At 72.9% G+C, this 24,051-nt stretch carries 23 protein-coding genes; 9 read left to right on the top strand and 14 right to left on the bottom strand.

The features are described 5' to 3' along the window. Window position 1 precedes the first annotated feature (1 nt). From ABZV93_RS10575 to ABZV93_RS10585, 3 genes are all read right to left on the bottom strand, one after another. Window positions 2-1,885, bottom strand: coding sequence for an ABC transporter ATP-binding protein (locus ABZV93_RS10575; RefSeq protein WP_354933338.1), 1,884 nt, complete (start codon window positions 1,883-1,885; stop codon window positions 2-4). A gap of 214 nt (window positions 1,886-2,099) precedes the next feature. Further along, window positions 2,100-2,318 (bottom strand): helix-turn-helix domain-containing protein, encoded by a 219-nt coding sequence (locus tag ABZV93_RS10580; protein ID WP_092655998.1) that lies wholly within the window; start codon window positions 2,316-2,318, stop codon window positions 2,100-2,102. 193 nt (window positions 2,319-2,511) lie between these two features. Then, window positions 2,512-4,125 (bottom strand): ABC-F family ATP-binding cassette domain-containing protein, encoded by a 1,614-nt coding sequence (locus tag ABZV93_RS10585; RefSeq protein ID WP_354933243.1) that lies wholly within the window; start codon window positions 4,123-4,125, stop codon window positions 2,512-2,514. A 302-nt stretch (window positions 4,126-4,427) separates the two neighbouring features. Between ABZV93_RS10585 and ABZV93_RS10590 the strand changes: the two genes are divergently transcribed. From ABZV93_RS10590 to ABZV93_RS10610, 5 genes are read left to right on the top strand one after another with little or no spacing between them, the layout of a single operon-like run. After that, window positions 4,428-5,111: a biotin transporter BioY gene (locus tag ABZV93_RS10590; RefSeq protein ID WP_354933245.1), complete on the top strand. Its 684-nt coding sequence runs from the start codon at window positions 4,428-4,430 to the stop codon at window positions 5,109-5,111. Window positions 5,112-5,122: 11 nt separating this feature from the next. Continuing rightward, complete coding sequence (locus ABZV93_RS10595) at window positions 5,123-6,418, top strand: AMP-binding protein (RefSeq protein ID WP_354933247.1); 1,296 nt, start codon at window positions 5,123-5,125, stop codon at window positions 6,416-6,418. Continuing rightward, entirely contained in the window at window positions 6,415-7,653 is a 1,239-nt protein-coding gene (locus ABZV93_RS10600; RefSeq protein ID WP_354933249.1) for a thiolase family protein, read from the top strand. Before ABZV93_RS10595 ends, ABZV93_RS10600 begins: the two co-directional genes overlap by 4 nt. Further along, complete coding sequence (locus ABZV93_RS10605) at window positions 7,650-8,324, top strand: ABC transporter ATP-binding protein (protein WP_354933251.1); 675 nt, start codon at window positions 7,650-7,652, stop codon at window positions 8,322-8,324. Before ABZV93_RS10600 ends, ABZV93_RS10605 begins: the two co-directional genes overlap by 4 nt. Next, entirely contained in the window at window positions 8,321-8,956 is a 636-nt protein-coding gene (locus ABZV93_RS10610; RefSeq protein ID WP_354933253.1) for an energy-coupling factor transporter transmembrane protein EcfT, read from the top strand. Before ABZV93_RS10605 ends, ABZV93_RS10610 begins: the two co-directional genes overlap by 4 nt. A 42-nt stretch (window positions 8,957-8,998) precedes the next feature. Here ABZV93_RS10610 and ABZV93_RS10615 read toward each other — a convergent pair whose 3' ends face one another. Further along, the gene (locus tag ABZV93_RS10615) at window positions 8,999-9,829 is read right to left on the bottom strand and encodes an IclR family transcriptional regulator (protein ID WP_354933255.1); all 831 of its coding nucleotides are present in this window, start codon (window positions 9,827-9,829) and stop codon (window positions 8,999-9,001) included. Between the two features lie 355 nt (window positions 9,830-10,184). Between ABZV93_RS10615 and ABZV93_RS10620 the strand changes: the two genes are divergently transcribed. Continuing rightward, window positions 10,185-11,117 carry an LLM class flavin-dependent oxidoreductase gene (locus tag ABZV93_RS10620; protein ID WP_354933257.1) on the top strand — a complete coding sequence of 311 codons (933 nt, stop codon included), beginning with the start codon at window positions 10,185-10,187 and terminating at the stop codon, window positions 11,115-11,117. Window positions 11,118-11,158: 41 nt separating this feature from the next. Here ABZV93_RS10620 and ABZV93_RS10625 read toward each other — a convergent pair whose 3' ends face one another. The 9 genes from ABZV93_RS10625 to ABZV93_RS10665 all read right to left on the bottom strand — a co-directional run bounded on the left by ABZV93_RS10625 (window position 11,159) and on the right by ABZV93_RS10665 (window position 18,962). After that, window positions 11,159-11,980: an acVLRF1 family peptidyl-tRNA hydrolase gene (locus ABZV93_RS10625; protein WP_354933259.1), complete on the bottom strand. Its 822-nt coding sequence runs from the start codon at window positions 11,978-11,980 to the stop codon at window positions 11,159-11,161. Further along, window positions 11,958-12,281: a metal-sulfur cluster assembly factor gene (locus ABZV93_RS10630; protein WP_092882996.1), complete on the bottom strand. Its 324-nt coding sequence runs from the start codon at window positions 12,279-12,281 to the stop codon at window positions 11,958-11,960. The genes ABZV93_RS10625 and ABZV93_RS10630 overlap by 23 nt, the downstream gene beginning before the upstream one ends. Beyond that, the gene (gene sufU, locus ABZV93_RS10635; RefSeq protein ID WP_354933261.1) at window positions 12,278-12,835 is read right to left on the bottom strand and encodes a Fe-S cluster assembly sulfur transfer protein SufU; all 558 of its coding nucleotides are present in this window, start codon (window positions 12,833-12,835) and stop codon (window positions 12,278-12,280) included. The genes ABZV93_RS10630 and sufU overlap by 4 nt, the downstream gene beginning before the upstream one ends. A 29-nt stretch (window positions 12,836-12,864) precedes the next feature. Continuing rightward, a complete protein-coding gene (locus tag ABZV93_RS10640) occupies window positions 12,865-14,190 on the bottom strand; it encodes a cysteine desulfurase (protein ID WP_354933263.1) in 1,326 nt (441 codons plus the stop codon). Then, entirely contained in the window at window positions 14,187-14,951 is a 765-nt protein-coding gene (sufC, locus tag ABZV93_RS10645) for a Fe-S cluster assembly ATPase SufC (RefSeq protein WP_354933265.1), read from the bottom strand. The genes ABZV93_RS10640 and sufC overlap by 4 nt, the downstream gene beginning before the upstream one ends. A gap of 26 nt (window positions 14,952-14,977) precedes the next feature. Continuing rightward, window positions 14,978-15,313 carry a non-heme iron oxygenase ferredoxin subunit gene (locus ABZV93_RS10650; protein ID WP_354933267.1) on the bottom strand — a complete coding sequence of 112 codons (336 nt, stop codon included), beginning with the start codon at window positions 15,311-15,313 and terminating at the stop codon, window positions 14,978-14,980. After that, a complete protein-coding gene (sufD, locus tag ABZV93_RS10655) occupies window positions 15,310-16,674 on the bottom strand; it encodes a Fe-S cluster assembly protein SufD (protein ID WP_354933269.1) in 1,365 nt (454 codons plus the stop codon). Before sufD ends, ABZV93_RS10650 begins: the two co-directional genes overlap by 4 nt. Before the next feature lie 84 nt (window positions 16,675-16,758). Beyond that, window positions 16,759-18,171 (bottom strand): Fe-S cluster assembly protein SufB, encoded by a 1,413-nt coding sequence (sufB, locus tag ABZV93_RS10660; RefSeq protein ID WP_354933271.1) that lies wholly within the window; start codon window positions 18,169-18,171, stop codon window positions 16,759-16,761. Beyond that, window positions 18,168-18,962: a helix-turn-helix domain-containing protein gene (locus ABZV93_RS10665; protein WP_354933273.1), complete on the bottom strand. Its 795-nt coding sequence runs from the start codon at window positions 18,960-18,962 to the stop codon at window positions 18,168-18,170. The genes sufB and ABZV93_RS10665 overlap by 4 nt, the downstream gene beginning before the upstream one ends. Window positions 18,963-19,224: 262 nt before the next feature. On the opposite strand from ABZV93_RS10665, the gene ABZV93_RS10670 reads away from it, so the two are divergent. The 3 genes from ABZV93_RS10670 to ABZV93_RS10680 all read left to right on the top strand — a co-directional run bounded on the left by ABZV93_RS10670 (window position 19,225) and on the right by ABZV93_RS10680 (window position 22,055). Then, window positions 19,225-20,160: an ABC transporter ATP-binding protein gene (locus ABZV93_RS10670; protein ID WP_354933275.1), complete on the top strand. Its 936-nt coding sequence runs from the start codon at window positions 19,225-19,227 to the stop codon at window positions 20,158-20,160. After that, window positions 20,157-20,942 carry an ABC transporter permease gene (locus tag ABZV93_RS10675; protein WP_354933277.1) on the top strand — a complete coding sequence of 262 codons (786 nt, stop codon included), beginning with the start codon at window positions 20,157-20,159 and terminating at the stop codon, window positions 20,940-20,942. The genes ABZV93_RS10670 and ABZV93_RS10675 overlap by 4 nt, the downstream gene beginning before the upstream one ends. A gap of 126 nt (window positions 20,943-21,068) precedes the next feature. Next, window positions 21,069-22,055, top strand: coding sequence for a COX15/CtaA family protein (locus ABZV93_RS10680; RefSeq protein WP_354933279.1), 987 nt, complete (start codon window positions 21,069-21,071; stop codon window positions 22,053-22,055). Window positions 22,056-22,198: 143 nt separating this feature from the next. Here ABZV93_RS10680 and ABZV93_RS10685 read toward each other — a convergent pair whose 3' ends face one another. Continuing rightward, window positions 22,199-23,860: a DEAD/DEAH box helicase gene (locus ABZV93_RS10685; protein ID WP_354933281.1), complete on the bottom strand. Its 1,662-nt coding sequence runs from the start codon at window positions 23,858-23,860 to the stop codon at window positions 22,199-22,201. Window positions 23,861-24,051: the final 191 nt, after the last annotated feature.

A 24,051-nucleotide genomic window follows, 5' to 3' on the forward strand; every position in this document is an offset into this window, starting at 1 on the left:
GCTACAGCGTGCCCTGCGCCTGTCCCTGTATGGCGAACTGGGTTCGGTAGAGCTCGGCGTAGAGCCCACCCGCTGCCAGCAGCTGCTCGTGGGTGCCGCGCTCGGCGATCCGGCCCTCGTCCAGCACGACGATGAGGTCGGCGTCGCGTACGGTCGACAGCCGGTGCGCGATCACCAGTGACGTCCGGCCGGCCAGCGCGGTCGACAGCGCCTTCTGCACCGCGGCCTCCGACTCCGAGTCCAGATGTGCGGTCGCCTCGTCCAGGACCACGATCCGGGGCGCCTTGAGCAGCAGCCGCGCGATCGCCAGCCGCTGCTTCTCCCCGCCGGACAGGCGGTAACCGCGTTCGCCGACCACGGTGTCCAGCCCGTCGGCCAGACCGCTGACGAGCGTCCAGATCTGCGCGGCCCGCAGCGCCTCGACCAGCTCCTCCTCGCCTGCGTCCGGCTTGGCGTAGAGCAGGTTGGCCCGGATGGTGTCGTGGAACATGTGCGGGTCCTGGGTGACCACGCCGATCGCGTCCCGCAGCGACTCCAGCGTGAGGTCGCGGACGTCGATGCCGCCCACGCGCAGGGCGCCCGCGGTGACGTCGTACATCCGGGTGACCAGGTGGGTCATCGTGGTCTTGCCCGCACCGGACTGCCCGACCAGCGCGACCAGCTGGCCGGCCTCCGCCCGCACCGACACCTCGTGCAGCACCTGGGTGGAGACGGTCTGGTCGAGGACGGCGACGGTCTCCAGCGAGGCCAGTGAGACGTCGGCGGCGCGGGGGTACTCGAAGCTCACCCGGTCGAACTCGATGCTCGCTGGCACGTCCGCCGGCAGGTCGTGGGCGCCGGGGAGGTTCTTCACCAGCGGCTCGAGGTCGAGCACCTCGAACACCCGCTCGAAGCTCACCAGCGCGGTCATGATGTCGACGTGCACGTTGGACAGCGCGGTCAGCGGACCGTACAGCCGGGTGAGGTACGCCGTCAGGGCCACCAGCGTCCCCACACTCAGCGCACCGGCCACCGCCTGCACGCCGCCCCAGCCGTAGACCAGCGCCACCGACAGCGAGGCGACCAGCATCAGCGCGGTGAAGAACACCCGGCTGTACATCGCCTGGGTGACCCCGATGTCGCGGACCCTGGCCGCGCGCTGCCCGAACGCCTCGTCCTCCGCCTCGTGCCGGCCGAACAGCTTCACCAGCAGCGCGCCGGACACGCCGAGCCGCTCGGTGAGCATGGCGTTCATCTGCGCGTTGAGGTCGTAGGACTCCCGGGTGATCGCCTGCAGCTTGCGTCCCAGCCAGCGCGCCGGCAGCAGGAACAGCGGCAGCATGACCAGGGACACCAGCGTGATCTGCCAGGACAGCACGAACATCGCGCTCAGCGTGAACACCGCGGTGAGGAGGTTGCTCACGACGTTCGACAGTGTGGAGGTGAAGGCCTGCTGCGCGCCGAGCACGTCGTTGTTGAGCCGGGACACCAGGGCCCCGGTCTGGGTACGGGTGAAAAACGCCAGCGGCATCCGCTGGATGTGCGCGAACACCCGCGAGCGCATGTCGAAGATCAGGCCCTCGCCGATCCGGGCGCCGCAGTAGCGCTCGACCAGGCCGAGGGCGCCGGTCAGCACGGCGATGCCCGCGACCACCAGGGCCATCCGGACCACCAGCCCGGAGTCCCTGCCGAGCACACCGTTGTTGATGATCTCGCGGAAGATCAACGGCGTCACCGCGCCCGCGGCGGCGTCCACGGCCAGCAACACCGTCAGGCCGACGACGAACCGGGCGTAGGGACGGGCGAATGCCGCGATCCGCCGGATCGTGCCGGGCGCGAGGCGCCGCCGGGCCGCCGAGCGGTCCCGGGTGAAGGAACGCATCGTGCCCCAGCCACCACCGTGCATGCTCAAGGCGCGGTATCCCTTCCTAGACAACGGTCCGCACAGTGAACCCCCTGGCCGGCGAATGTCTTCCCCGGCCAGGGGGTTCGTGCGTCAGGGCGTCATGATCTCGCAGAGACCGGCCCAGCTCCCTGGTGTCCCCCGCGGCCCCAAGGCCGTGGCCCGCCTCCGTACGTCTGTTCCTCGCGTCTGACGGGGTGCGTACGGCGGCGCGGCTTCAGGCCCGCACCTTCTTGGCCCGGGTCGCTCCGCCCCTGCTGCGAAGCCGCACCCCGGACTCGCTCAGCAACCGGTGCACGAACCCGTAGGAACGGCCGGTCTCCTGGGCGATCGTGCGGATGCTCTTGCCTCCGTCGTACTTTCGTCTCAGATCCGCGGCGAGTTTGTCCCGCTGTGGTCCGGTGACCCGAACGCCCTTCTTCAATGTCTCGACCACGCTTGCCTCCGCTGGCGAGTTGGCGGTTGCCCTCGGCTCACATGGCAGAGCCGCACGGCATTCGATCAACCCACCAATGCCCGATGATCGGTCGGACCATGCGCGTCGGCAAGATCTGATCGCCCTGATTACCGATTCGCAATCCGGTGATGTCGTCCCAATGGCGGAAATCGGGCGTCTCGTCGAGGCCGGCTCAGGCGAGCGACACCAGGTCGGCGTAGTCGGCGTTCCACAGGTCCTCGACGCCGTCGGGGAGCAGCAGGACGCGTTCGGGTTCGAGCGCCTCGACCGCGCCTTCGTCGTGGGTGACGAGCACGATCGCGCCCTTGTAGGACCGGATCGCGCCCAGGATCTCCTCCCGCGACACCGGGTCGAGGTTGTTCGTCGGCTCGTCCAGCAGCAGGACATTGGCGCTCGAGCACACCAGCCGGGCCAGCGCCAGCCGGGTCTTCTCCCCGCCGGAGAGCACCCCGGCCGGCTTGTCCACGTCGTCGCCGGAGAACAGGAACGAGCCGAGCACCTTGCGCGCCTCGGTGTCGGTGAGGTGCGGCGCCTCGGCCAGCATGTTCTCCCGGACGGTACGAGTGGTGTCGAGGGTCTCGTGCTCCTGGGCGTAGTAGCCGAGCCGGAGCCCGTGGCCCGGCACGACCTCGCCGGTGTCGGGCTTCTCCACCCCGGACAGCACCCGGAGCAGCGTGGTCTTCCCCGCGCCGTTCAGCCCGAGGACGACCACCCGGCTGCCCTTGTCGATGGCCAGATCGACGTCGCCGAAGACCTCCAGCGAGCCGTACGACTTCGACAGCTCGCGCGCTGTCAACGGCGTCTTGCCACAGGGAGCGGGCTCGGGCAGCCGGATCTTGGCCACCCGGTCGGCCTTGCGCTCGGCCTCCAGCCCGGAGACCATCCGCTCGGCCCGGCGGGCCATGTTCTTGGCCGCGGTCGCCTTCGTCGCCTTGGCCCGCATCTTGTCCGCCTGGGCCATCAGCGCGTTCGCCTTGCGCTCGGTGTTGGTGCGCTCGCGCCGGCGCCGCCGGTCGTCGGTCTCACGCTGGTCGAGGTAGGTGCGCCACCCGACGTTGTAGACGTCCAGTTCGGCGCGGTTGGCGTCCAGGTGAAAGACGCGGTTGACAGTCGCCTCGAGCAGGCCCACGTCGTGGCTGATCACCACCAGGCCGCCCTTGTAGGACCGCAGGTACTCCCGCAGCCAGGTGACCGAATCGGCGTCGAGGTGGTTGGTCGGCTCGTCGAGGAGCAGGGTGTCGGAGCCGGAGAACAGGATCCGGGCCAGCTCGATCCGGCGCCGCTGACCGCCGGAGAGGGTGCGCAGCGGCTGGGCCAGGACCCGCTCGGGCAGACCGAGGCTCGCGGTGACCTGCGCGGCCTCGGACTCGGCGGCGTACCCGCCGCGGGCGAGGAACTCCTCCTCGGCCCGGGCGTACTTCCGCATCGCGCGGTCGGTGCCGGCGGTCCCGGCGCTGCTCGCGCCGACCCCGGCCATCTCCAGCTCGGCGGAGCGAAGCTGCTCGACCACCTGGTCCAGGCCGCGCGCGGACAGCACGCGGTCGCGGGCGGTGACCTCGAGGTCGCCGGTACGGGGGTCCTGCGGGAGATACCCGACCGAGCCGGACCGGGTGACGGTGCCGGCGGCGGGCTGGCCCTCGCCGGCGAGGATCCGGGTCAGGGTCGTCTTGCCGGCGCCGTTGCGGCCGACCAGACCCACCCGGTCGCCGGCGGCGACCCGGAAGGAGACATCAGAAAGGAGAAGCCGCGCGCCGGCGCGGAGTTCGAGACTGCTTACGGTGATCACGGGAGAACGCTCCGGAGTCGAACGGACACAGGGGACACGTGGGCAACGGAGTGTCCAGTCACGCAATCCGGATGAGCATGCCTGCCAGTGTAAGGGGCGGTCCCGACTGGCCGCGACCCGGTTGTCGGCCGGTAGGCGGTCGGTCCGCCCCCGGTCGGTCCGCGGGCGGCCCGCGGTTGTGAGGTCATGCCAACCGGCGCGGGCGGATGTTGGCGCGGAGGGCAGGTCGGGCCGGCGGGCCTGCCGCATACCCTCGATGCGGCCCCGCGTCGGGCGCCGACCGAACCACGAGGAGTTGTGCCATGGCAGCACCGGCATCCGCCCGCCGGCTATCCACGCGTGATCTGGCGCTGATCGCGTTGTTCGCGGCCCTGATCGCGGTGCTCGGGCTGCCTGGGTCGATCGCGCTGTTCGGCAGCGCCGTGCCGATCACCGCGCAGTCGCTCGGGCCGATGCTGGCCGGGTCGATCCTGGGTGCGCGCCGCGGGCTGCTGGCCACGCTGACGTTCTGTGCGCTGGTCCTCGCCGGGCTGCCGCTGCTGGCCGGGGGGCGGGGCGGGCTCGGGGTGCTGGCCGGTGCGTCGGCCGGCTACTTCATCGGTTTCCCGTTGGGCGCCTGGGTGACCGGATGGCTGACCGAGCGGCTGCTCCCCCGCCACCGGACGTACAGCATCCCGGCCGGCCTGGTCGCCAACGTCGTCGGCGGCATCGTGGTGGTGTACGCGGTCGGCGTTCCGGTGCAGGCATGGCGGTCGGGCACGACGGGCCTGGTGGCCACCCTGGTCGCGGCGGCGGTGTTCCTGCCCGGCGACCTGATCAAGGCAGTGCTCGCGACGCTGGTCGCCCGCGGTGTGCACACGGGCTACCCGACGCTCGGCACGGCCGAACCCGACGAGCACGCGGACAGCACGGAGGAGCCCGAGGACGATGCCGCCGATCCGGCGGGCGGGAAGCCGAGCGGCTCCGGGCGCCGCGCCCGGCGGTAGCGTTCGCCTCGATGCCCATCTCCCGCGACGTACGCCGCCGGGCGGCCGCCGAGCCGGACCGGCCGGCGCTGGTCGGTGCGTCCGGGACGGTCACCTACGGCGAGCTGGCCGCGCGCGCCGAACGCCGCGCCGAGGTGCTCGCCGCGTCCGGGGTCGCCGCCGGACACCCCGTGGTCTGTGCCGAGCCGGACCCGGCCGACCTGCTGGCCGCCGTCCTCGCGGCCGACCTGCTGGAGGCGGCCGCCGTGGTAGCCGACCCCGACTGGCCGGACGCCGTAGGCAAAGCCGCCGCGGACGCCGCCCGCGCGCTGGTGGACCGGCACGGCACCGCCGTGAGCCTGGTGGTGTTCACCTCCGGCAGCACGGGCACGCCCCGACCGGTGGCTCGCTCCCGCCGGTCGTGGACGTTCAGCTTCCCGACGTTCTCCGCGCTCACCGGTGTCGGCGCGCAGGACACGGTGCTGGTGCCCGGCCGGCTGTCCGGGAGCCTGTTCCTGTACGGCGCCCTGCACGCGCTGACGATGGGCGCCGCCGTGCACGCCCTGCCGTCATGGTCCCCCGCCGAGGCTGCCCGGGCCTGCGAGTCCTGCACCGCCGTGCACCTGGTGCCGGGCATGCTCACCGAACTGCTGGACCGGCTCGACCCGGCCGCCAGCCGGCTGCGCACCGTCGTGTGCGGGGGCGCCCACCTCGCTCCGGGCGTCCGCAGGGCCGCCGCGGCGGCGGGCATGGAGGTGGTCGACTACTACGGCGCGGCCGAACTCTCCTTCGTGGCGATCCGCAGGCCGGCCCTGCCGCCGGATCGGTTGCGGCCGTTCCCGGAGGTGACCGTCGACGTCCGCGACGGCGTGGTCTGGGCCCGCGGCCCCTACCTCGCGCTGGGGCTGGACCGCGACCCCGACGGGTTCGCCACGGTCGGCGACCACGGCGTACGCCACGACGACGGAACGCTGTCGGTCCTCGGCCGCGGCGACGCGGCGATCACCACCGGTGGTGCGACCGTCGTCGCCGAGGCGGTCGAACACGTGCTGCGGCAGGTGCCCGGCGTGGCCGAGGTCGCCTGCGTCGGTACGCCCCACCAACGGCTGGGCCAGGTCGTCGCCGCCGTCGTCGAGCCGCGGCCGGACCGCGCGCCCACCCTCGCCGAGCTGCGGGCGGCCGCGGCGTCCGGACTGCCGGCCACCGACCGGCCACGGCTCTGGTACGCCGTCGACCGGCTTCCCCGTACCTCCGCCGGCAAGGTCGCGCGAGCCGAGGTCGGCGCCGGCCTGCGCGACGGCACCCTCGGCGCCCGGGTGCTGACGTGAGCGCGGGCGACGTGAGCGCGGTCTCCGGCTCCGGCCCCGTCCTGGTGGCCGCCCGGCGCACACCGCTGGCCACGGCCGGGCGCGGGCTCGCCGGGCTGCCCGCCGACGAGCTCGCCGCACCGGTGCTGCGCGCCGTCCTGGCCGACATCGGAATCCCCGTCGAACCGGACGCCGAACCGGACGCCGGGCCGGACGCCGAACAGCACACCGCCGTCGCCGACGTGATCCTCGGCAACACGATGGGTCCCGGCGGGAACGTCGCCCGGGTGGCCGCCCTGCGCGCCGGGCTCGGCCCGGCGGTGCCCGGCCTGACGGTCGACCGCCAGTGCGGCAGCGGCCTGGAGGCGGTGACGCTGGCGGCTGGTCAGGTGCGGGCGGGCCGGGGAGACCTGTACCTCGCCGGCGGGGTGGAGAGTGCGTCGACGGCACCGGTGCGCGCGTGGCGGCCGGCAACCCCGGGCGGGGCACCACGACCGTACGACCGTGCGCCGTTCGCTCCCCCGCCGTACGCCGACCCGGAGATGGGCGCGGCGGCCGACCTGGTGGCCCGCGAGGCCGGTGTCGGGCGGGAGCGCCAGGACGCCTACGCCGCGCGCAGCCACGCCCGCGCGGTGGCGGCCGCGGCTGCCGGGAGGTTCGCCGCGGAGCTCGTCCCGCTGGCCGGCTGCGACCGCGACGACCGCCCGCGGGCCGGGCTGGACGTGACCCGGCTGGCCCGGCTGCGGCCGGCCTTCGTCCCCGAAAGCGACGGAGGCACCGTCACCGCGGGCAACTCCTGCGGGATCAACGACGGTGCGGCCGCCGTCGCGGTCGTGTCCGAGCGCCTGCGCGCCGCCCGCGGCTGGGCCGGACTGCGCCTGGTCGACTGGGCGTGCACCGGCACCGATCCCGGCCGGCCCGGACTGGGACCGGTGTCCGCCGTACGCACGCTGCTGGACCGGCAGGGCCTCAAGCTCGCCGACGTCGGCGCGATCGAGCTCGTGGAGGCGTTCGCCGGCCAGGTCCTCGCCTGCGCCGACGCCCTCGACCTGGACCCGGAACGGATCTGCCCGGACGGGGGTGCGCTGGCGCTCGGCCACCCGTGGGGCGCGAGCGGCGCGGTCGTCCTGGTGCGGCTGTTCTCGCGGATGGTGCGCGCGGACGGCCCCGACCTAGGGCTGGCCGCGGTCGCGGTCGGGGGCGGGATGGGACTGGCCGCGCTGGTGGCCAGGGTGCCTGCCGGGAGCCGGCCGTGATCGAACTCCGCGGCGTCTCCCATCGCTACGGCTCCCGGACGGTGCTGTCCGGGCTGGACCTCGAACTCTCCGAGCGCCGCATCGGCGTGGTCGGCGCCAACGGCTCGGGCAAGTCGACGTTCGCCCGGCTGCTCAACGGCCTGGTGCTGCCGACCCGCGGGCAGGTGCTGGTGGACGGCTACGACACGCGGACGGCAGGGCGCGAGGTGCGCCGCCGGGTCGGGTTCGTGTTCACCGACCCGGACGCCCAGGTCGTGATGCCCACCGTGGCCGAGGACGTCGCGTTCGGGCTGCGCCGGTCCGGGCTGTCCCGGGCCCAGATCGCCGAGCGGGTGGACGCGACGCTTTCGGCGTACGGACTCAGCGAGTACGCCGACCACCCGGCCCACCTGCTCTCCGGCGGGCAGACCCAGCTGCTGGCGCTGGCCGGCGTCCTGGTCACCGAACCCGGCACGCTGGTCTGCGACGAGCCGACCACGCTGCTCGACCTGCGCAACGCGCGGATGGTCACCGAACTGCTGGCCTCGCTGCCTCAGCGGGTCGTCCTCGTCACCCACCACCTGCAGCTGCTGGACGGGTTCGACCGGGTGCTGGTGCTGCACGAGGGCCGGGTGGCCGCGGACACCGATCCGGCGTCGGCGGTCGCGGCGTACGAGGAGCTGCTCGCGTGAGCGCGTCCTCGGCCTCCGGCACGCTCGGGTTGTACCAGCCGGGCGGCTCACTGCTGCACCGCGCGCCGGCCGGGGCGAAGCTCGCCGGCCTGGCGGTGGCCGCCGTCGGTGTCCTGCGGATCACTACCGTGCCGGCCCTCGCGCTGGCGTTCGCGGTGACGTTGCTGGCCGCCGGGCTCGCCCGGATCCCGTGGCGGGTGGGTCTCGCGCAGCTGCGGCCGGTGCTGTGGTTCGCGGTGCCGCTGCTGGCGTTCCAGTGGGTCACCGCCGGTCCGCACCGGGCGGTGCTGGTCGTGGGTCAGCTGCTCCTGATGGTCACGCTGGCCGCGCTGGTCACCCTCACCACCAGGGTGTCGGCGATGCTGGACGCGTTCGAGGCGTGCCTGCGGCCGCTGCGGCGGGTGGGGGTGAGCCCGGCACGGGTGGGGCTGGTGCTCGCGCTGACGGTGCGCTGCGTACCTCTGGTCGCGCAGACGTTCGCCGAGACCCGGGAGGCCCAGCGCGCCCGCGGCCTGGAGCGCAGCCCGGCCGCGCTGATCGTCCCGCTGGTCATCCGGCTGCTCAAACGGGCCGACGCGATCGGTGAGGCGCTGGCCGCCCGCGGCGTCGAGGACGACCCCGAGGACCGATGACACCGACGACACCGATGACACCGACGACCGGGATGACCCTCGTCAGGCCGGTGGCGGCTCCGCCCGGGTGAGGTACGCCGCAACTCCCTCCCGGGTGGCGCCGAGTTGCTCGGAGATCGACCACGCCGCGGCGACGACCAGCGGGGCGTACTCCTCCATGCGTTCCTCCGGCATCCGCCCGGCCGGCGCGGAGACACTGAGCGAGGCGACCGGCAGGTCGGCACCGTCGAAGACGGCCGCGGCGACGGTGCGGATCCCCGACGTGCGCTCGGCCCGGGAGAAGGCGACGTTGCGCCGGCGGATGCCGACCAGTTGCTTGCGCAGCACGTCCGGCTCGGCGGCCTCGCCCGGTGCGCCGGGCCGGGTCGCGGCCGTGAACGGCCGGGCGAGCACCAGCTCCTGCACGTCGTACGGCAGTGCGGCGAGCAGCACCTTGCCGGGCGCGCCGAGAAGCAGCGGGATCGGGGCGCCGAACTCGGTGTAGGTACGCCGAAGTGGCTGCCGGCTCTCCACCTGGTCGATGACCGCGCGTTCGCGGGTGGGCAGGAGCACGTGCAGGCCGACCGTCTCGTCCACGTCGTCGCGCAGCCGGGTCATCACCGGCCGGGCGGCGTCGAGGACGCTGGCCGGTGCGGCGCCGACCCTGGCCAGCCGCAGCAGCAGCGGGCCGAGCGCGTAGCGGCGGTCGCGGGACTGGCGTACCAGGCCGTTGTCCTGCAGCGCGCTGAGCAACCGGTGGGTGGTGCTCGTCGACAGCCCGGTGCGGCGCGCGATGTCGCTGATGCCGAGCTCGGGATGCGCGGTGTCGAAGCACCGCAGGATGGTGACGGCGCGGTCGATGGACTGGACGCCGCGGCGCCGCCCGGACGTCATGGATGTCCCGGAGGTCATTGAGGTGGTGGACGTCTCGGTGGCCGGGCCTGGTTCGTTCGGCGAATCCTCACGATTCGTTGACCTCACCCTTCCGGCGGTGCGTAGGTCACGGGGTTTCGAATTGCGAGCGATTATCCCACTTGGCGGCATTACCGGCATCGTTTCCGGCGATGGCCATCACCGGCCGCGACCACCTCCTGCCGAGCCGTACCCGCCGGGCGGGGCGTCGGCGTGGGAGCCGAACACGGACTCGCGGGCGGACCGGCCGGCTCGCGCGCCTCGCCCGTAAGCCCGCCGGGGGCTAATCTGCGAGCGCGAACCCCGCAGAGCCCCGGGGGCGGTGAGAGGAGCCGGCGTGCACGTAGGTCTGATTCTGCCGATGGGTGACGAGCAGGAGCCCGGAGTGCCCCGCGGCTACGCCGGCATCCGCGATCTCGCCGTCCATGCCGAGGCGCAGGGCCTGGACTCTCTCTGGGTCTACGACCACCTCGTCGGTGACTCCGTCGACGACGGTGCCGGGTCTCCCTGGGAGGCCTGGACCATTCTCACCGCGCTGGCCGAGGCCACTTCGACCGTCCGCCTGGGCGCTCTGGTCCTGTGCACGGCGTTCCGTCCGCCCGGCGTGCTGGCCCGGATGGCCGACACGCTGCAGGAGGTCAGCGGCGGCCGGCTTGTCCTCGGCGTCGGCGCGGGGTGGCACGAGCCGGAGTTCCAGGCCTTCGATCTGCCCTTCGACCACCGGGTGGGCCGGTTCGACGAGGCGCTGCAGATCATCACCACGATGCTGCGCAGCGGGCGGGCTACGTTCTCCGGTGAATACCACCGGGTGCAGGACGCGCCGGTGCGCGACCGGCCCGATCGTCCGGTGCCGCCGGTGCTGGTCGCGGGCGTCCGGCCGCGGATGCTCGGTCTCGCCGCGCAGTACGCCGACCTGTGGAACCTCGCGTGGTTCGGCCTGCCCGGCGACCGCTTCCGCCAGGCCAACGCCGCCCTCGACCAGGCCTGCCGCGACATCGGCCGCGACCCGGCCACCCTGGCCCGCACCGCCGGTGTGCAGGTGGCCGCGCCGACCGCCGCCAACGCCGAGGAGAAGCCAGAGCGGCTGATCCGCGGTGACGTGGACGACGTGGCCGCGGCGTTCGCCGCTTGGGAGGCCGAGGGGGTCTCGGAGCTGATCTGCTCACCGGACCCGGCCGACGCCGACACGGTGACGTTGATCGCCGACGCCTGCGCGCGGTATCGCGAGAACGCCGGCCGTGCGACCGGCAGTCCTGCGGAGGCGCGGTAGCAGCCGCGACGGCGCGGGCGTGACGATCCGGGCGTGATGGTTCAGGCAGTCCGGTCCGGCTCGGCCGACGGGGCCGGCGGGTCCGGCTCGATGAGCCGCAGCCGGACGGCTCGGAACCGTTCCGGCGTCGCCCGCAGCACGGCGAGCTTGGGATCGGGCACGTCCAGGTGCGGGCCGGTCACCAGCGCCCGCAGCGGTGCCAGTCTCGGGTCCTGCAGCACCTGGCCCACGGCCCTGCGGTCACCGCCGACGACCACGGCCGCCAGGTCGGACAGGTGCGGCAGCACCACCCGGGCCGCCACGTCCGCCGCCGCGGCGAACGCCTCCCTGGCCTGCTTCTCCCGGCGCCGGGCGAAGCGCTGCTGCGACCAGCCGCCGGCGGCGGTGCGGCCCTGCACCAGTCGCGAACCGACCTTCGACGTCCGCAGCACCGCGCCGTCGAACACCCCCGCGGCGTAGCCGCCCATCCGCACCAGCACGACGCCGACCGTGCGCTCGCGCGTCGCGTGCGCGACCAGCCCGGCGTACGGCGGCGCGGGATCCGAACCGCCCGGCGGCACCAGGGGCGGGAACGGCACGTCGCCCTCCACCCGGGCACCGTCGGCGGCGTACACCGTCACCGAGGTGCCGTCGGCCGACACCTCGACCGACCCTCCGGCCGAGCACTCGCCCGCCGGCGCGTCCGCACCACCGGAGCCAGCCGCCGGTCCGCCGTGCCGGGTGAGAAAACCCGCCAGCCAACGGTCGAGCCGTTCAGGCCCGACGGTCAGCTCGCGGGTGGTTTCCCCTACGCCGGAAGCCGGCCCGGAAGCCGGTCCGGAGACCGGTTCCGAAGCCGCGTCAGACGTTGAAGCCGAGGGCACGCAGCTGTTCCCGACCCTCGTCGGTGATCTTGTCCGGGCCCCACGGCGGCATCCAGACCCAGTTGATCCGGAACGCCTGCACGATGCCGTCGAGGGCGACCTGCGTCTGGTCCTCGATCACGTCGGTCAGGGGACACGCGGCCGAGGTCAGGGTCATGTCGATGGTCGCCACGCCCTCGTCGTCCAGGCTCACGCCGTACACCAGGCCGAGGTCGACGACGTTGATGCCCAGTTCCGGGTCGACGACGTCCTTCATCGCCTCGAGCAGGTCGTCCTCGCTCGTCTTCACGGCCTCGCTCATCGGCCGGCTCCCTTCTCGTCGTTGTTCTCGTCGCCTGTGTGCTGGTCGCCGGCACCGGCTGCCGCCGTCGCGCCGGACGCGCCCTGCGTGCCCACGCCGTCCGGCTGGTCCGCCTGCGCCTTCGCGGTCGCGTCCTTCCACGCCATCCAGGACAGCAACGCGCACTTGATCCGGGCGGGGTACTTGGACACGCCGGCGAACGCGATACCGTCCTCCAGCACGTCCTCGTCGGGCTCGAGCTGCCCCTTGGACTGCATCAGCGTGAGGAACTCGTCGTGCAGCCGCAAGGCTTCCTTGACGGTCTTGCCGTTCACCAGGTCGTACAGCACCGACGCCGACGCCTGACTGATCGAGCACCCCATGCTGTCGTACGACACGTCGGCGATCTTCGCGTCGGTCCCCTCCCCCTCGAGGTGCACGCGCAGCGTCACCTCGTCACCGCAGGTGGGGTTGACGTGGTAAGCCTCGGCCTCGAACGGCTCCCGCAGGCCCTTGCCGTGCGGGTTCTTGTAGTGGTCCAGGATGATGTCCTGGTACAACGCCTCGACCTGCATCAGGTCAGCACCGTCCTGTCGTTCCGCTGTCAGCTCGTGGTGGTCGCGCCGGACGCCCCGCTGGTCCCGACGGTCGTGCCGGCGACGCCGAAGAACCGCTGCACCTGCTCGATCCCGTCGGCGAGTACGTCGATCTCGGCGCGGTTGTTGTAGAGGTAGAACGTCGCCCGGGTGGTGGCCGGAATCTTGTAGCGGCGCACGATCGGCCAGGCGCAGTGGTGTCCGACGCGCACCATGATGCCCAGCTCGTCGAGGACCTGGCCCACGTCGTGCGGGTGGATCTCGTCGACGACGAAGGACACCGCACCGCCGCGGGCCTCCGCGGTGGGCGGCCCGATGACCCGCACGCCGGGGATCGCCGGCAGGCGTTCCAGCGCGTACGCCGTGAGGTCGCGTTCGTGTGCCTCGACCGCCTCCATGCCCACGGCCTGGAGGTAGTCGACCGCGGCACCGAGGCCGATGGCCTGCGCGATGTTGGGCACGCCGGCCTCGAACCGCTGCGGCGGCGGGGCGAACGTCGTCCCCTCCATCCGCACCACCTCGATCATCGACCCGCCGGTGAGGAACGGTGGCATCGCGGCCAGCAGCTCGTTGCGCCCCACGAGGACGCCGATCCCGGTGGGCCCGAGCATCTTGTGGCCGGAGAACACCAGGAAGTCCACGCCCAGGCTCGCGAAGTCGACCGGCTGGTGCGGCACGGACTGCGCGGCGTCCAGCACGACCAGCGCGCCGACGGCGTGTGCGCGGGGCACGATCAGGTCGAGCGGGTTGACCGTACCGAGCACGTTGGACTGGTGGGTCAGCGCCACGACCTTGGTGCGCTCGTTGATCAGCCCGTCGATCCCGGAGAGGTCCAGCCGACCCTCGTCGGTGAGGCCGAACCACCGCAGTGTGGCGCCGGTGCGCCGGCAGAGCTCCTGCCAGGGAACGAGGTTGGCGTGGTGTTCCATCTCGGTGACGACAACCTCGTCTCCGGGTCCGATCCGGAAGCGCTCCGCCTCGGGCCGGGCGGTGGCGGCGTTGCTCATCGCGTACGCCACGAGGTTGATGCCCTCGGTGGTGTTCTTGGTGAACACCACCTCGTTCGCGCCGGCACCGACGAACGCGGCGATCCGGGCCCGTGCGGACTCGTAGAGGTCGGTCGCCTCCTCCGCGAGCCGGTGCGCGCCCCGGTGCACCGCGGCGTTGTGCTGCTCGTAGAAGTCGCGCTCGGCGTCGAGCACCTGGCGGGGCTTGTGCGAGGTGGCCCCGCTGTCGAGGTAGACCAGCGGCCGGCCACCGGGCATGACCCGCTCGAGGATCGGGAAGTCCTTGCGGATCCGCTCCACGTCCAGGCCGGTCCGGTCGGCGGTCATGACGACGAGCCCGCCTTCTGGTAGCTCGCGTACCCCTCGGCCTCCAGCTTCTCGGCCAGCTCGGGGCCACCCTCCTCCGCGACCCGGCCGTCGACGAAGACGTGCACGTGGTCGGGGGTGATGTAGCGCAGGATGCGGGTGTAGTGGGTGATCAGCAGGACACCCTTGTCACCCTTGCCGTGGAAGCGGTTGACGCCGTCGGAGACGACCTTCAGCGCGTCGATGTCGAGCCCGGAGTCGGTCTCGTCGAGGATCGCGAACTTCGGGTCGAGCAGCTCCAGCTGCGCGATCTCGTGCCGCTTCTTCTCACCGCCGGAGAAGCCCTCGTTGACGTTGCGCTGGGCGAAGTCCGACCCCATGCCGAGCTGCTGCAGGGCGCCGTTGACGTCCTTCACCCAGCTGCGGAGGTTGGGTGCCTTGCCGTCGACGGCGGTCTTGGCCGTACGCAGGAAGTTGGCCACGGACACCCCGGCCACCTCGACGGGGTACTGCATGGCGAGGAACAGGCCGGCACGGGCCCGCTCGTCCACGGCCAGGGACAGCACGTCCTCACCGTCGAGGGTGACCGTGCCGCGGGTGATCTGGTACTTCGGGTGGCCGGCGATGGAGTAGGCCAGCGTCGACTTGCCCGACCCGTTGGGACCCATGATCGCGTGGGTCTCCCCCGACCTCACGGTCAGGTTGACCCCGCGCAGGATCTCCTTCGGGCCGGCCTCGGTCTCGACGGAGACGTGCAGGTCGCGGATCTCGAGGGTGCTCACGGATTCAGGCTCCAGTTCTTGCGGGGTCAGGCTTGGGAGTTGAGCGGGTGGTGGACGTCGACCAGCACGTCGTCGCCGTCGATCTTCACGGGGTAGACCGGCACCGGCTCGGTGGCCGGCAGTCCGGTCGGGGTGCCGGAGTTCAGGTCGAACCGCGAGCCGTGCAGCCAGCACTCGATCTCGCCGTCCTCGACCTCGCCCTCCGACAACGCCACCTCCGCGTGCGAGCAGACGTCGTGGATCGCGTGGATGTCGCCCTCGCTGCTGCGCACGACCGCGACGGGCACGCCGTCGACGACGACGGGGACCGCACCGGTCTCCGGCAGGTCGGCCAGCGGGCAGGCGCGAACGTAGTCGGTCACGCTCCCACCTCCTGCGCGGCCGCGCTCGACAAGGGCACCGCGGTGGAGGAGGCCGGAGGCAGCCCGACGTTGCGCTCGAGCTCCTCCTCGACGTGGGCCATCAGCCGCTCGCGCAGCGAGGGGACACCGATGTGCCGGATGAGGTCGGCGAAGAAGCCGTGCACCACCAGCCGGCGGGCCTCGTCGGCCGGTACGCCGCGCGACTGGAGGTAGAACAGCTGCTCGTCGTCGAACCGGCCGGTGGCGCTGGCGTGGCCCGCGCCCTCGATCTCGCCGGTCTCGATCTCCAGGTTGGGTACGGAGTCCGCCCGGCAGCCGTCTGTCAACATCAGGTTGCGGTTGTGCTCGTACGTCTGGATTCCCTCGGCCACCTTGCGGATCAGCACGTCGCCGACCCACACGGTGTGCGCGCCCGCGCCCTGCAGCGCGCCCTTGTACTCGACGTTGCTGCGGGTGTGCGGCTGGTTGTGGTCGACGAACAGCCGGTGCTCCAGGTGCTGGTCGGCGTCGGCGAAGTACAGGCCGAGCGCCTCGACCTCACCGCCCGGACCGGCGTAGGACAGATGGCTGTACAGGCGTACGAGGTCGCCGCCGAAGGTCACCACGACGTGGCGGACGTGGGAGTCCCGCCCGATCCGCAGCGCCTGGTGCCCCGCGTGCACGGCGTCGTCGGCCCAGTCCTGCACCGACACCAGCGTCACCTTGGCGCCGTCGCCGACGGAGAGCTCGACGTTGTCGGCGTAGGTCGCCGAGCCCACGTGGTCGAGGACCACGACCGCCTCGGCGTACGGCTGGACGTCGACGAAGGTGTGGGCGTAGCTCGCACCCTCGGCCGCCTCGCCGCGCACTGTGACCACCACGGGGTCGGCCGGGCGTGCCTCGGCCGGGACCGTCACCACGGTGGCCTGCCCGAACGACGTCCACGCCTGGGCGCTCACCCGGTCACCCGGCTTGTACACCGAGCCGAGCCGCGGGTCGTCGCGGCCCACGGTCTCCACCCGGACCTCCGGGCCCGCGGAGACGTCGACGACCACCTTGCCGGTGGCCTCCGCCGAACCGTCGGTGAGGCCGCGCAGCCGCTTCAGCGGGGTGAACCGCCACACCTCCTCCCGGCCCGTCGGGACCGGGTGGTCGGCCAGGTCGAAGGAGCCCTCCGGGTGCAGGTGGGACGCGGGCTTGCCGTCCGCGCCCGCGCCGTGGGAGTGCGCCTGGCCGGCCGATCCCGCGGGGGTCGGCGGCGGGCCGGCGGCGGCACCGGTGTCGGGCGAGAGCACCTGGGACGCCACGGCTGCGCGTTCCTGCGCGGCCTCGGCTCCGGTGTGGGTCTGGTCGTGATCGGGCATGTCGGGTGTCGCTCTCACCTTCTCGTCGTACCAACAGGTCGTCGGCGGGGTGTGGTGCGGCCGAGGCGACCGGAGTCGCCGGCCGCACCTCCACCGCGGGGATCAGCCGACGGACCCCTCCATCTGCAGCTCGATCAGCCGGTTCATCTCCAGCGCGTACTCCATCGGCAGCTCACGCGCGATCGGCTCCACGAAGCCGCGCACGATCATCGCCATCGCCTCGTCCTCGTTGAGCCCGCGGCTCATGAGGTAGAAGAGCTGGTCGTCGGTCACCTTGGAGACCGTGGCCTCGTGCGCCATCTCCACGTCGTCCTCGCGCACGTCGACGTAGGGATAGGTGTCGGACCGGCTCACCTGGTCGACCAGCAGCGCGTCGCACTTCACCGTGCTCTTGGAGTGGTCGGCGCCGTCCTGCACCTCGACCAGGCCGCGGTAGGAGGTGCGGCCGCCGCCGCGGGCCACCGACTTGGAGATGATCGAGGAGGACGTACGCGGCGCGCAGTGCACCATCTTGGCGCCCGCGTCCTGGTGCTGGCCCTCACCGGCGAACGCGATGGAGAGCGTCTCGCCCTTGGCGTGCTCGCCCATGAGGTAGATCGCGGGGTACTTCATCGTGATCTTGGACCCGAGGTTGCCGTCGACCCACTCCATCGTCGCGCCCTCGGCGGCGGTCGCCCGCTTGGTGACGAGGTTGTAGACGTTGTTGGACCAGTTCTGGATCGTGGTGTAGCGGCAGCGGGCGTTCTTCTTCACGATGATCTCGACCACCGCGGAGTGCAGCGAGTCGGTGGAGTAGATCGGCGCGGTGCAGCCCTCGACGTAGTGCACGTAGGCGCCCTCGTCGACGATGATCAGCGTCCGCTCGAACTGCCCCATGTTCTCGGTGTTGATCCGGAAGTACGCCTGCAGCGGGATCTCCACGTGCACGCCCTTCGGCACGTAGATGAAGCTGCCGCCGCTCCAGACCGCGGTGTTGAGCGCGGCGAACTTGTTGTCGCCGGCCGGGATCACCGTGCCGAAGTACTCCTTGAACAGCTCGGGGTACTCACGCAGGCCGGTGTCGGTGTCGACGAAGATGACACCCTGCTCCTCGAGGTCCTCGCGGATCTTGTGGTAGACGACCTCGGACTCGTACTGCGCCGCGACACCGGCGATCAGCCGCTGCTTCTCCGCCTCGGGGATGCCCAGCTTGTCGTAGGTGTTCTTGATGTCCTCGGGCAGCTCGTCCCAGGTGGTGGCCTGCTTCTCCGTGGACCGCACGAAGTACTTGATGTTGTCGAAGTCGATCGTCGACAGGTCGGCGCCCCAGGTGGGCATCGGCTTGCGGTAGAAGAACTTCAGTCCCCGCATCCGCAGGTCGAGCATCCACTCGGGTTCGTTCTTGAGCGCGGAGATCTCCCGCACGACCTCCTCGGACAGGCCGCGTTTGGCGGTCGAGCCCGCGGTGTCGGAGTCGGCCCAGCCGTACTCGTAGCGGCCGAGGCCCTCGAGTTCGGGATGCGCGGTCGTGCTCATGAAGAATTCCTCCCAGTCCGGGATCGAACACTGCGGGTCGTGGCGTGCGTAGTGGGGTTCGTCGAGTCCGTGGTGGTGTCCGGGCTCGTGGTCTGCTCGGCAGCCTGCGAGGCGCCGGGCCGGGCGGGCCTGGCGGGACGGGGTACGTGGGTCGTGCACACGCCGTCTCCGTGCGCGATGGTCGCGAGGCGCTGGACGTGCCGCCCGAGCAGCCGGGAGAACACCTCCGTCTCCGCCTCGCACAGCTGCGGGAACTGCTCGGCCACGTGGGCCACCGGGCAGTGGTGCTGGCACAGCTGCTCGCCGGCACCGGCCGGCTCGACCGAGGCAGCGTACCCGTCCTCCGACAGCGCCTCGGCGAGCGCGGTTGTTCCCTCGTCCGCGGGGAACGCCGTGGCGACCGAGCGGTAGCGCTCCTCGAGCCGGCCGACGAGCAGGCGCGCGAAAGCTTCCAGCGCGTCCTCCCCACCGGTCTCGCGGATGTAACGCAGGGCGCTGACCGCCAGGTCGTCGTAGGCCTGGTGGAACGCGCTGCGGCCCTCGTCGGTGATGGCGAAGACCTTGGCCGGCCGCCCGCGGCCACGGGGGCCGCGAATCCGCTGCTCACGGGCCGCGACGACACCCTCGGCCACCATCGCGTCCAGGTGGCGGCGGATCGCCGCGGGGGTGACGCCCAGTCGGTCGGCGAGCGCCGCCGCGGTCTGCGGCCCGCGCTCGAGGATCACCCGGGCAACCCGTTCCCGGGTGGACTCATGCCCGGCCTCGGCGTCCGCATGCGCAGCACCGCTCACCCCGGCGGGCACTGTGCCCGGGGGTGCGGAGCGCGGCGCCGGCGGGGCCGGAGCCACCGGAATCGTCCGGGGGTTTTTCACAACGCCATTGTGCTGTTATTCGTCCCGACAGGCTAGTGAGGCCGCCCTAACTGCCCCGATGTGAGGAGCGGATCGGGTTGCGACGTTGGTCACACCGGGTCCCGTTCCGGGACGAACCGGACAGCTCGGCCGCCGAATCCCGGCGGTCGGGCCTCCCAGGCGGCCGACCTAGACTCCCAGAGTGGGCGATCTGGTGATCGAGATCGAGGATCTCGTGGTGCGTTACGGGCGGGGCGGTTCGGCCGTCACCGCGGTGGACGGGCTGAGCCTCACCGTCCGGCAGGGCAGCGTGACCGCCATCCTCGGCCCCAACGGCGCCGGCAAGACCTCCACGATCGAGACGGCCGAGGGTTACCGCCGCCCCGACCGCGGCCGGGTGAGCGTTCTCGGCCTGGACCCGGTGGCCGACCGGCAGGCGCTGATGCCCCGCCTCGGCGTGATGCTGCAGGAGGGCGGCGCGTGGTCGGGCGCCCGGGCCAGGGAGATGATCCGCCACGTCGCGCGGCTGCACGCGCACCCGCTGGACGTCGACCTGTTGGTGGACCGGCTCGACCTCGGCAGCTGCGGCCGTACGCCCTACCGCCGGCTGTCCGGTGGGCAGAAACAGCGCCTGGCCCTGGCCACGGCCCTGGTCGGCCGGCCCGAGCTGGTCGTCCTGGACGAGCCCACCGCCGGGCTGGACCCGCTCGCTCGCCGCTCCACCTGGGAGCTGGTCGAGGAGCTCCGCCGCGACGGCGTGTCGCTGGTCCTCACCACGCACTACATGGAGGAGGCCGAACGCCTCGCCGACCAGGTGTACGTCATCGACCACGGCCGGGTGATCGCCTCCGGCTCCCCCGCCGAGCTCACCTCGCGGGGTGCCGCCAACTCGCTGCGCTTCCGCGGGCCGATGGGCCTCGACGTCCGCTCGCTGCGGGCCGCCCTCCCGGCCGGGAGCGAGGTACGCGAACCCGCGCCCGGCAGCTACCTCGTCCTCGGCGAGATCGACCCGCAACTGCTCGCCACGGTCACCGCCTGGTGCGCCGCCAACGGCGTGCTCGCCGACGACCTCGCGGTCGAACGCCACACCCTCGAGGACGTCTTCCTCGAACTCACCGGACGGGAGCTGCGCGCGTGAGTGCCGCCACCTTCGCGCCTCGTCCCGGCGCGGCCTCCCTGCCCCGGATGGTGCTCGCCCAGGGCCTGATGGAGGCGCGGCTGCTGTTCCGCAACGGCGAACAGGTGGTCCTCGCCCTGGTCATCCCCCTGCTGCTGCTGGCCGCCGGCACGCTCGCCCCCGGCCTGTCCCTCGGGCCCCAGCGGCGGATCGACGTGCTCGCGCCCGGCGTCATCGGCCTCGCGGTGATGTCCACGGCGTTCACCAGCCTGGCCATCGCAACCGCCTTCGAACGCAGGTACGGCGTGCTCAAGCGGCTCGGCGTCTCTCCCCTGCCGCGCACCGGGCTGCTGGCCGGGAAGGTGCTGGCCGTGCTGATGGTGGAGGTCGTGCAGGTCGTCCTGATCGGCGCCGTGGCGTACGCCCTGGACTGGCGGCCCCACCTCGGTGCCGGCACGGTCGGCGCGGTCGTCGTCCTGGTGGTCGCGGGTACGAGCGCGTTCGCCGCCCTGGGACTGCTGATGGCCGGGACGCTGCGGGCGGAGGCGACCCTGGCCGGTGCGAACCTCGTCTACCTGCTGCTGGTGGTGTGCGGCGCGACGCTGGTGCCGGTGACGTCCTACCCGGCCGCGATCCAGCCGGTGATCGGCTGGCTGCCGTCGGCAGCGCTGGCCGAGGGGCTGCGGCACGTCTTCGGCGCGGGCGGTCCCGCCTGGAGCGCTGTAGCGGGCTCCGTGGGCATCCTGGTCGTCTGGCTGCTCGCGGCGGCGGTGGCCACCTCGCGTACTTTCCGCTGGGAGTGAGCCGCCCGACTCGCCCTCGCCACCCGAGCCCGCCCTAATCGCTCGAGCCGGACATCGCGCCCCGGCCCGGCCGGACGTCCGAGGGGAGCCGACAGGCGTCCGGGAGTGGCCGCATACCCTTGGCGCGTGCAGGTCCCCCGCCCCACTCTCGGCCGGATCCGCGGCCTGGCCGTCGCGTCCCTGGTCGCCAACCTCGCCATCGTGGTCACCGGCGGCGCCGTCCGGCTGACCGGTTCGGGGCTCGGCTGCCCCACCTGGCCGAGGTGCACCGACACCTCGTTCACCGCGCATCCGGAGCTCGGCTGGCACGGCGCGATCGAGTTCGGCAACCGGCTGCTGACGTTCGTCCTGGCCATCGTGGTGGGGCTGACCTGGCTGGCGGCGATGCGCTACCTGCCGCGCCGCCGTGACCTGCGGTGGCTGTCCGGGATCCTGCTGCTGGGCATTCCCGCGCAGGCCGTCGTGGGCGGCATCACCGTGCTCACCCACCTGAACCCGTGGGTGGTGGGCGCGCACTTCATGGTCTCCCCGGCCCTGGTTGCGGTGGCCGTGGTGCTCGCCCGGCGCACCCGCGAACCCGGCGGGCCGATGGTGGCGACCGTTCCCCGGCCCGTCCGTGGTCTGGCGTACGGCCTGTTCGCCACCGCGGTCGCGGTCCTCTACCTCGGCACGGTGGTCACCGGAAGCGGCCCGCATGCCGGTGACCTGCAGGCGCGGCGCAACGGCATGGACCCGGCCGCCGCGAGCCAGGTGCACGCCGACGTGGTGTTCCTGCTGATCGGGCTGACGGCCGGGATGCTGGCCGCGGTGTGGGCCACCGGCGCACCGGCGCGCGCCCGGCGGGCCGCGCTCGCCCTGCTGCTGGTCGAGGTGGGCCAGGGTGCGGTCGGGTTCGTGCAGTACTTCACCGGCCTGCCCGCGACGCTGGTCGGGGTGCACGTCGGCGGCGCGGCGCTCACGCTCGCGGTCGCGACCTGGGTGCTCGTCGGTACGCGTGGACCGGCGGCGACCGCGGACGACGTACCCGGGGCACGGGAAGCGGCGGACACGTCCGCGGGGGCCTCCACCGCGTTCACCGTCCGCGGCGTCGCACCGGCCGGCGGACGGGCCTGACCGGCGGGCCGGACCAGCGATTCCCCCTCCGCGGGGGTCCGCGGGACCCTCGTAGAACTTCGTAGAAAACAGCGAGGACCCGCGGTGGCACCTGGCCACCGCGGGTCCTCGTACTTCGTTCAACTGCCCCTCTCGGGGCGGCCTCAGGAGGCGCGGCTGCTGCGGCCCTCGCCCCGGCGACCGCCGTGGTTGGCGTGGTCGCCGCCGGGACGGCCGCCACCGGGACGACGCGACCGGCGTCCGCCGGAACCACCCCGGCCACCGCGGCTGTGCCCGCCACGCGCACCGGAGGACTCGGCCGGCGCGGGCCGGGTCACCACGATCGGCGTACCGGAGGCGGCGACGTCCCGGACGGCCTCGTGCCCGGGCTCGACGTCGACCGCGTTGGGCGTGACCTTCGCCAGCTTGTGCAGCTTGGCCACGTCGCGGCGCTGGTCGGGCTGGACCAGCGAGATGACCATGCCGGACGCGCCGGCGCGGGCCGTGCGGCCGGACCGGTGGAGGTAGTCCTTGTGGTCGGCGGACGGGTCGTAGTGCACCACGAGGTCCACGTCGTCGACGTGGATCCCGCGGGCGGCCACGTCGGTGGCGATGAGCACCCGGGGCGAACCGGAGGCGAACCCGGCGAGGGCCCGTCGCCGGGCACCCTGCTTGAGGTTGCCGTGGATCGCCGCCGCGTCGACACCCGCGTGGCCGAGCTGGCGGACCAGCCGGTCCGCGCCGTGCTTGGTGCGGACGAAGAACAGCGTGCGGCCGGGGCGGGCCGCTATCTCCGCGGCCACCGCCACCTTGTCGTCCGGGCGCAGCGTGAAGACCCGGTGCTCGACCGACTCCACCGGCGCCGCGGCCGGCGCGACCGCGTGCACGGCCGGGTCGGTGAGGTAGGTGCGGACCAGCCGGCTCACGCCGCGGTCCAGCGTGGCCGAGAACAGCATCCGCTGCCCGCCGGCGGGGGTCATGTCCAGCAGCTTGGTGACCGCGGGCAGGAAGCCGAGGTCGGCCATGTAGTCGGCCTCGTCCAGCACCGTGACCTCGACCTCGCCGAGCGAGCACTCGCCCTGCTCGATCAGGTCGATCAGCCGGCCGGGGGTGGCGACCACGACGTCGACGCCGCCGCGCAGCGCCAGCACCTGGCGCCGCATGGACGCGCCGCCGTAGATGGTGGTGAGCGAGGCATTGACCCGCCGGGCCAGCGGGGTCAGCACGTCGGCAACCTGCTGGGCGAGCTCGCGGGTCGGCACCAGCACCAGGCCGCGAGGCGTGCCCGGGCGGCGGGAGGCGACGCCGGCGCTAAGCCGGGCGAGCATCGGCAGACCGAAGGCCAGCGTCTTGCCGGAGCCGGTCTGCGCCCGGCCCAGCACGTCCCGTCCGGCGAGGGTGTCGGGCAGGGTGCGGGCCTGGATGGCGAACGGCCGGTCGATCCCGCGCCGGGACAGCGCCTCGACCAACCGCTCGGGCAGGCCGGTGTCGGCGAAGCTCGCGGGCGCGTCGGTGGGTTCGGTGACTGCGGCCGCGTCCAGGGCGGCGTCCAGCTCGCGCTCGTACGCGTCCAGTCCGTCCTGCGCGGGCGCGGACGTCGGCCGGCCGCTGCGCGGCGGGCGGGTGGCGCGGCCGCGGGAACGGCCCGCAGGCGCCGCGTCACCACGCCGGCGCGGACCGTAGGAGCCCGACCCGGCGGAGGAGCGGGAAGAACCCGCGGAACGGCTGGAACCGTAGGAGGAACCGGAGGAACGAGAGGCACTGCTGAAGTCAGAGGTGGTACGACGAACGCGGCGGGTGTGTTCCGCCTCGGAGTACTGGGGCATGTAGAAAGACAGCTCCGTGAATGGCTGCGGCCGCGACTTCCGGTCCGCGGTGCGCGCGACGCCCGGCCGGCACGCGAGAAGGGCCTGGCAGGCGGAAACGGGACAACGCTCGGAGGGCGACCATGCGGGCGGCTCGCCCACAGGAGAGACGGCGGACGCCGTCGCAGAGGAATCATACCCAGGTGGCCCAT

The sequence above is a fragment of the Actinopolymorpha sp. NPDC004070 genome (genome assembly GCF_040610475.1).
Lineage (GTDB): Bacteria > Actinomycetota > Actinomycetes > Propionibacteriales > Actinopolymorphaceae > Actinopolymorpha.

Coding starts and splice junctions, on each gene's coding strand:
- ABZV93_RS10640 (WP_354933263.1), bottom strand. CDS start 14,190: ATGACCGCCGACCGGACCGGCCTGGACGTGGAGCGGATCCGCAAGGAC.
- sufB (WP_354933271.1), bottom strand. CDS start 18,171: ATGAGCACGACCGCGCATCCCGAACTCGAGGGCCTCGGCCGCTACGAG.
- sufU (WP_354933261.1), bottom strand. CDS start 12,835: ATGCAGGTCGAGGCGTTGTACCAGGACATCATCCTGGACCACTACAAG.
- ABZV93_RS10595 (WP_354933247.1), top strand. CDS start 5,123: ATGCCCATCTCCCGCGACGTACGCCGCCGGGCGGCCGCCGAGCCGGAC.
- ABZV93_RS10615 (WP_354933255.1), bottom strand. CDS start 9,829: ATGACGTCCGGGCGGCGCCGCGGCGTCCAGTCCATCGACCGCGCCGTC.
- ABZV93_RS10575 (WP_354933338.1), bottom strand. CDS start 1,885: ATGCACGGTGGTGGCTGGGGCACGATGCGTTCCTTCACCCGGGACCGC.
- ABZV93_RS10630 (WP_092882996.1), bottom strand. CDS start 12,281: ATGAGCGAGGCCGTGAAGACGAGCGAGGACGACCTGCTCGAGGCGATG.
- ABZV93_RS10590 (WP_354933245.1), top strand. CDS start 4,428: ATGGCAGCACCGGCATCCGCCCGCCGGCTATCCACGCGTGATCTGGCG.
- ABZV93_RS10685 (WP_354933281.1), bottom strand. CDS start 23,860: ATGCCCCAGTACTCCGAGGCGGAACACACCCGCCGCGTTCGTCGTACC.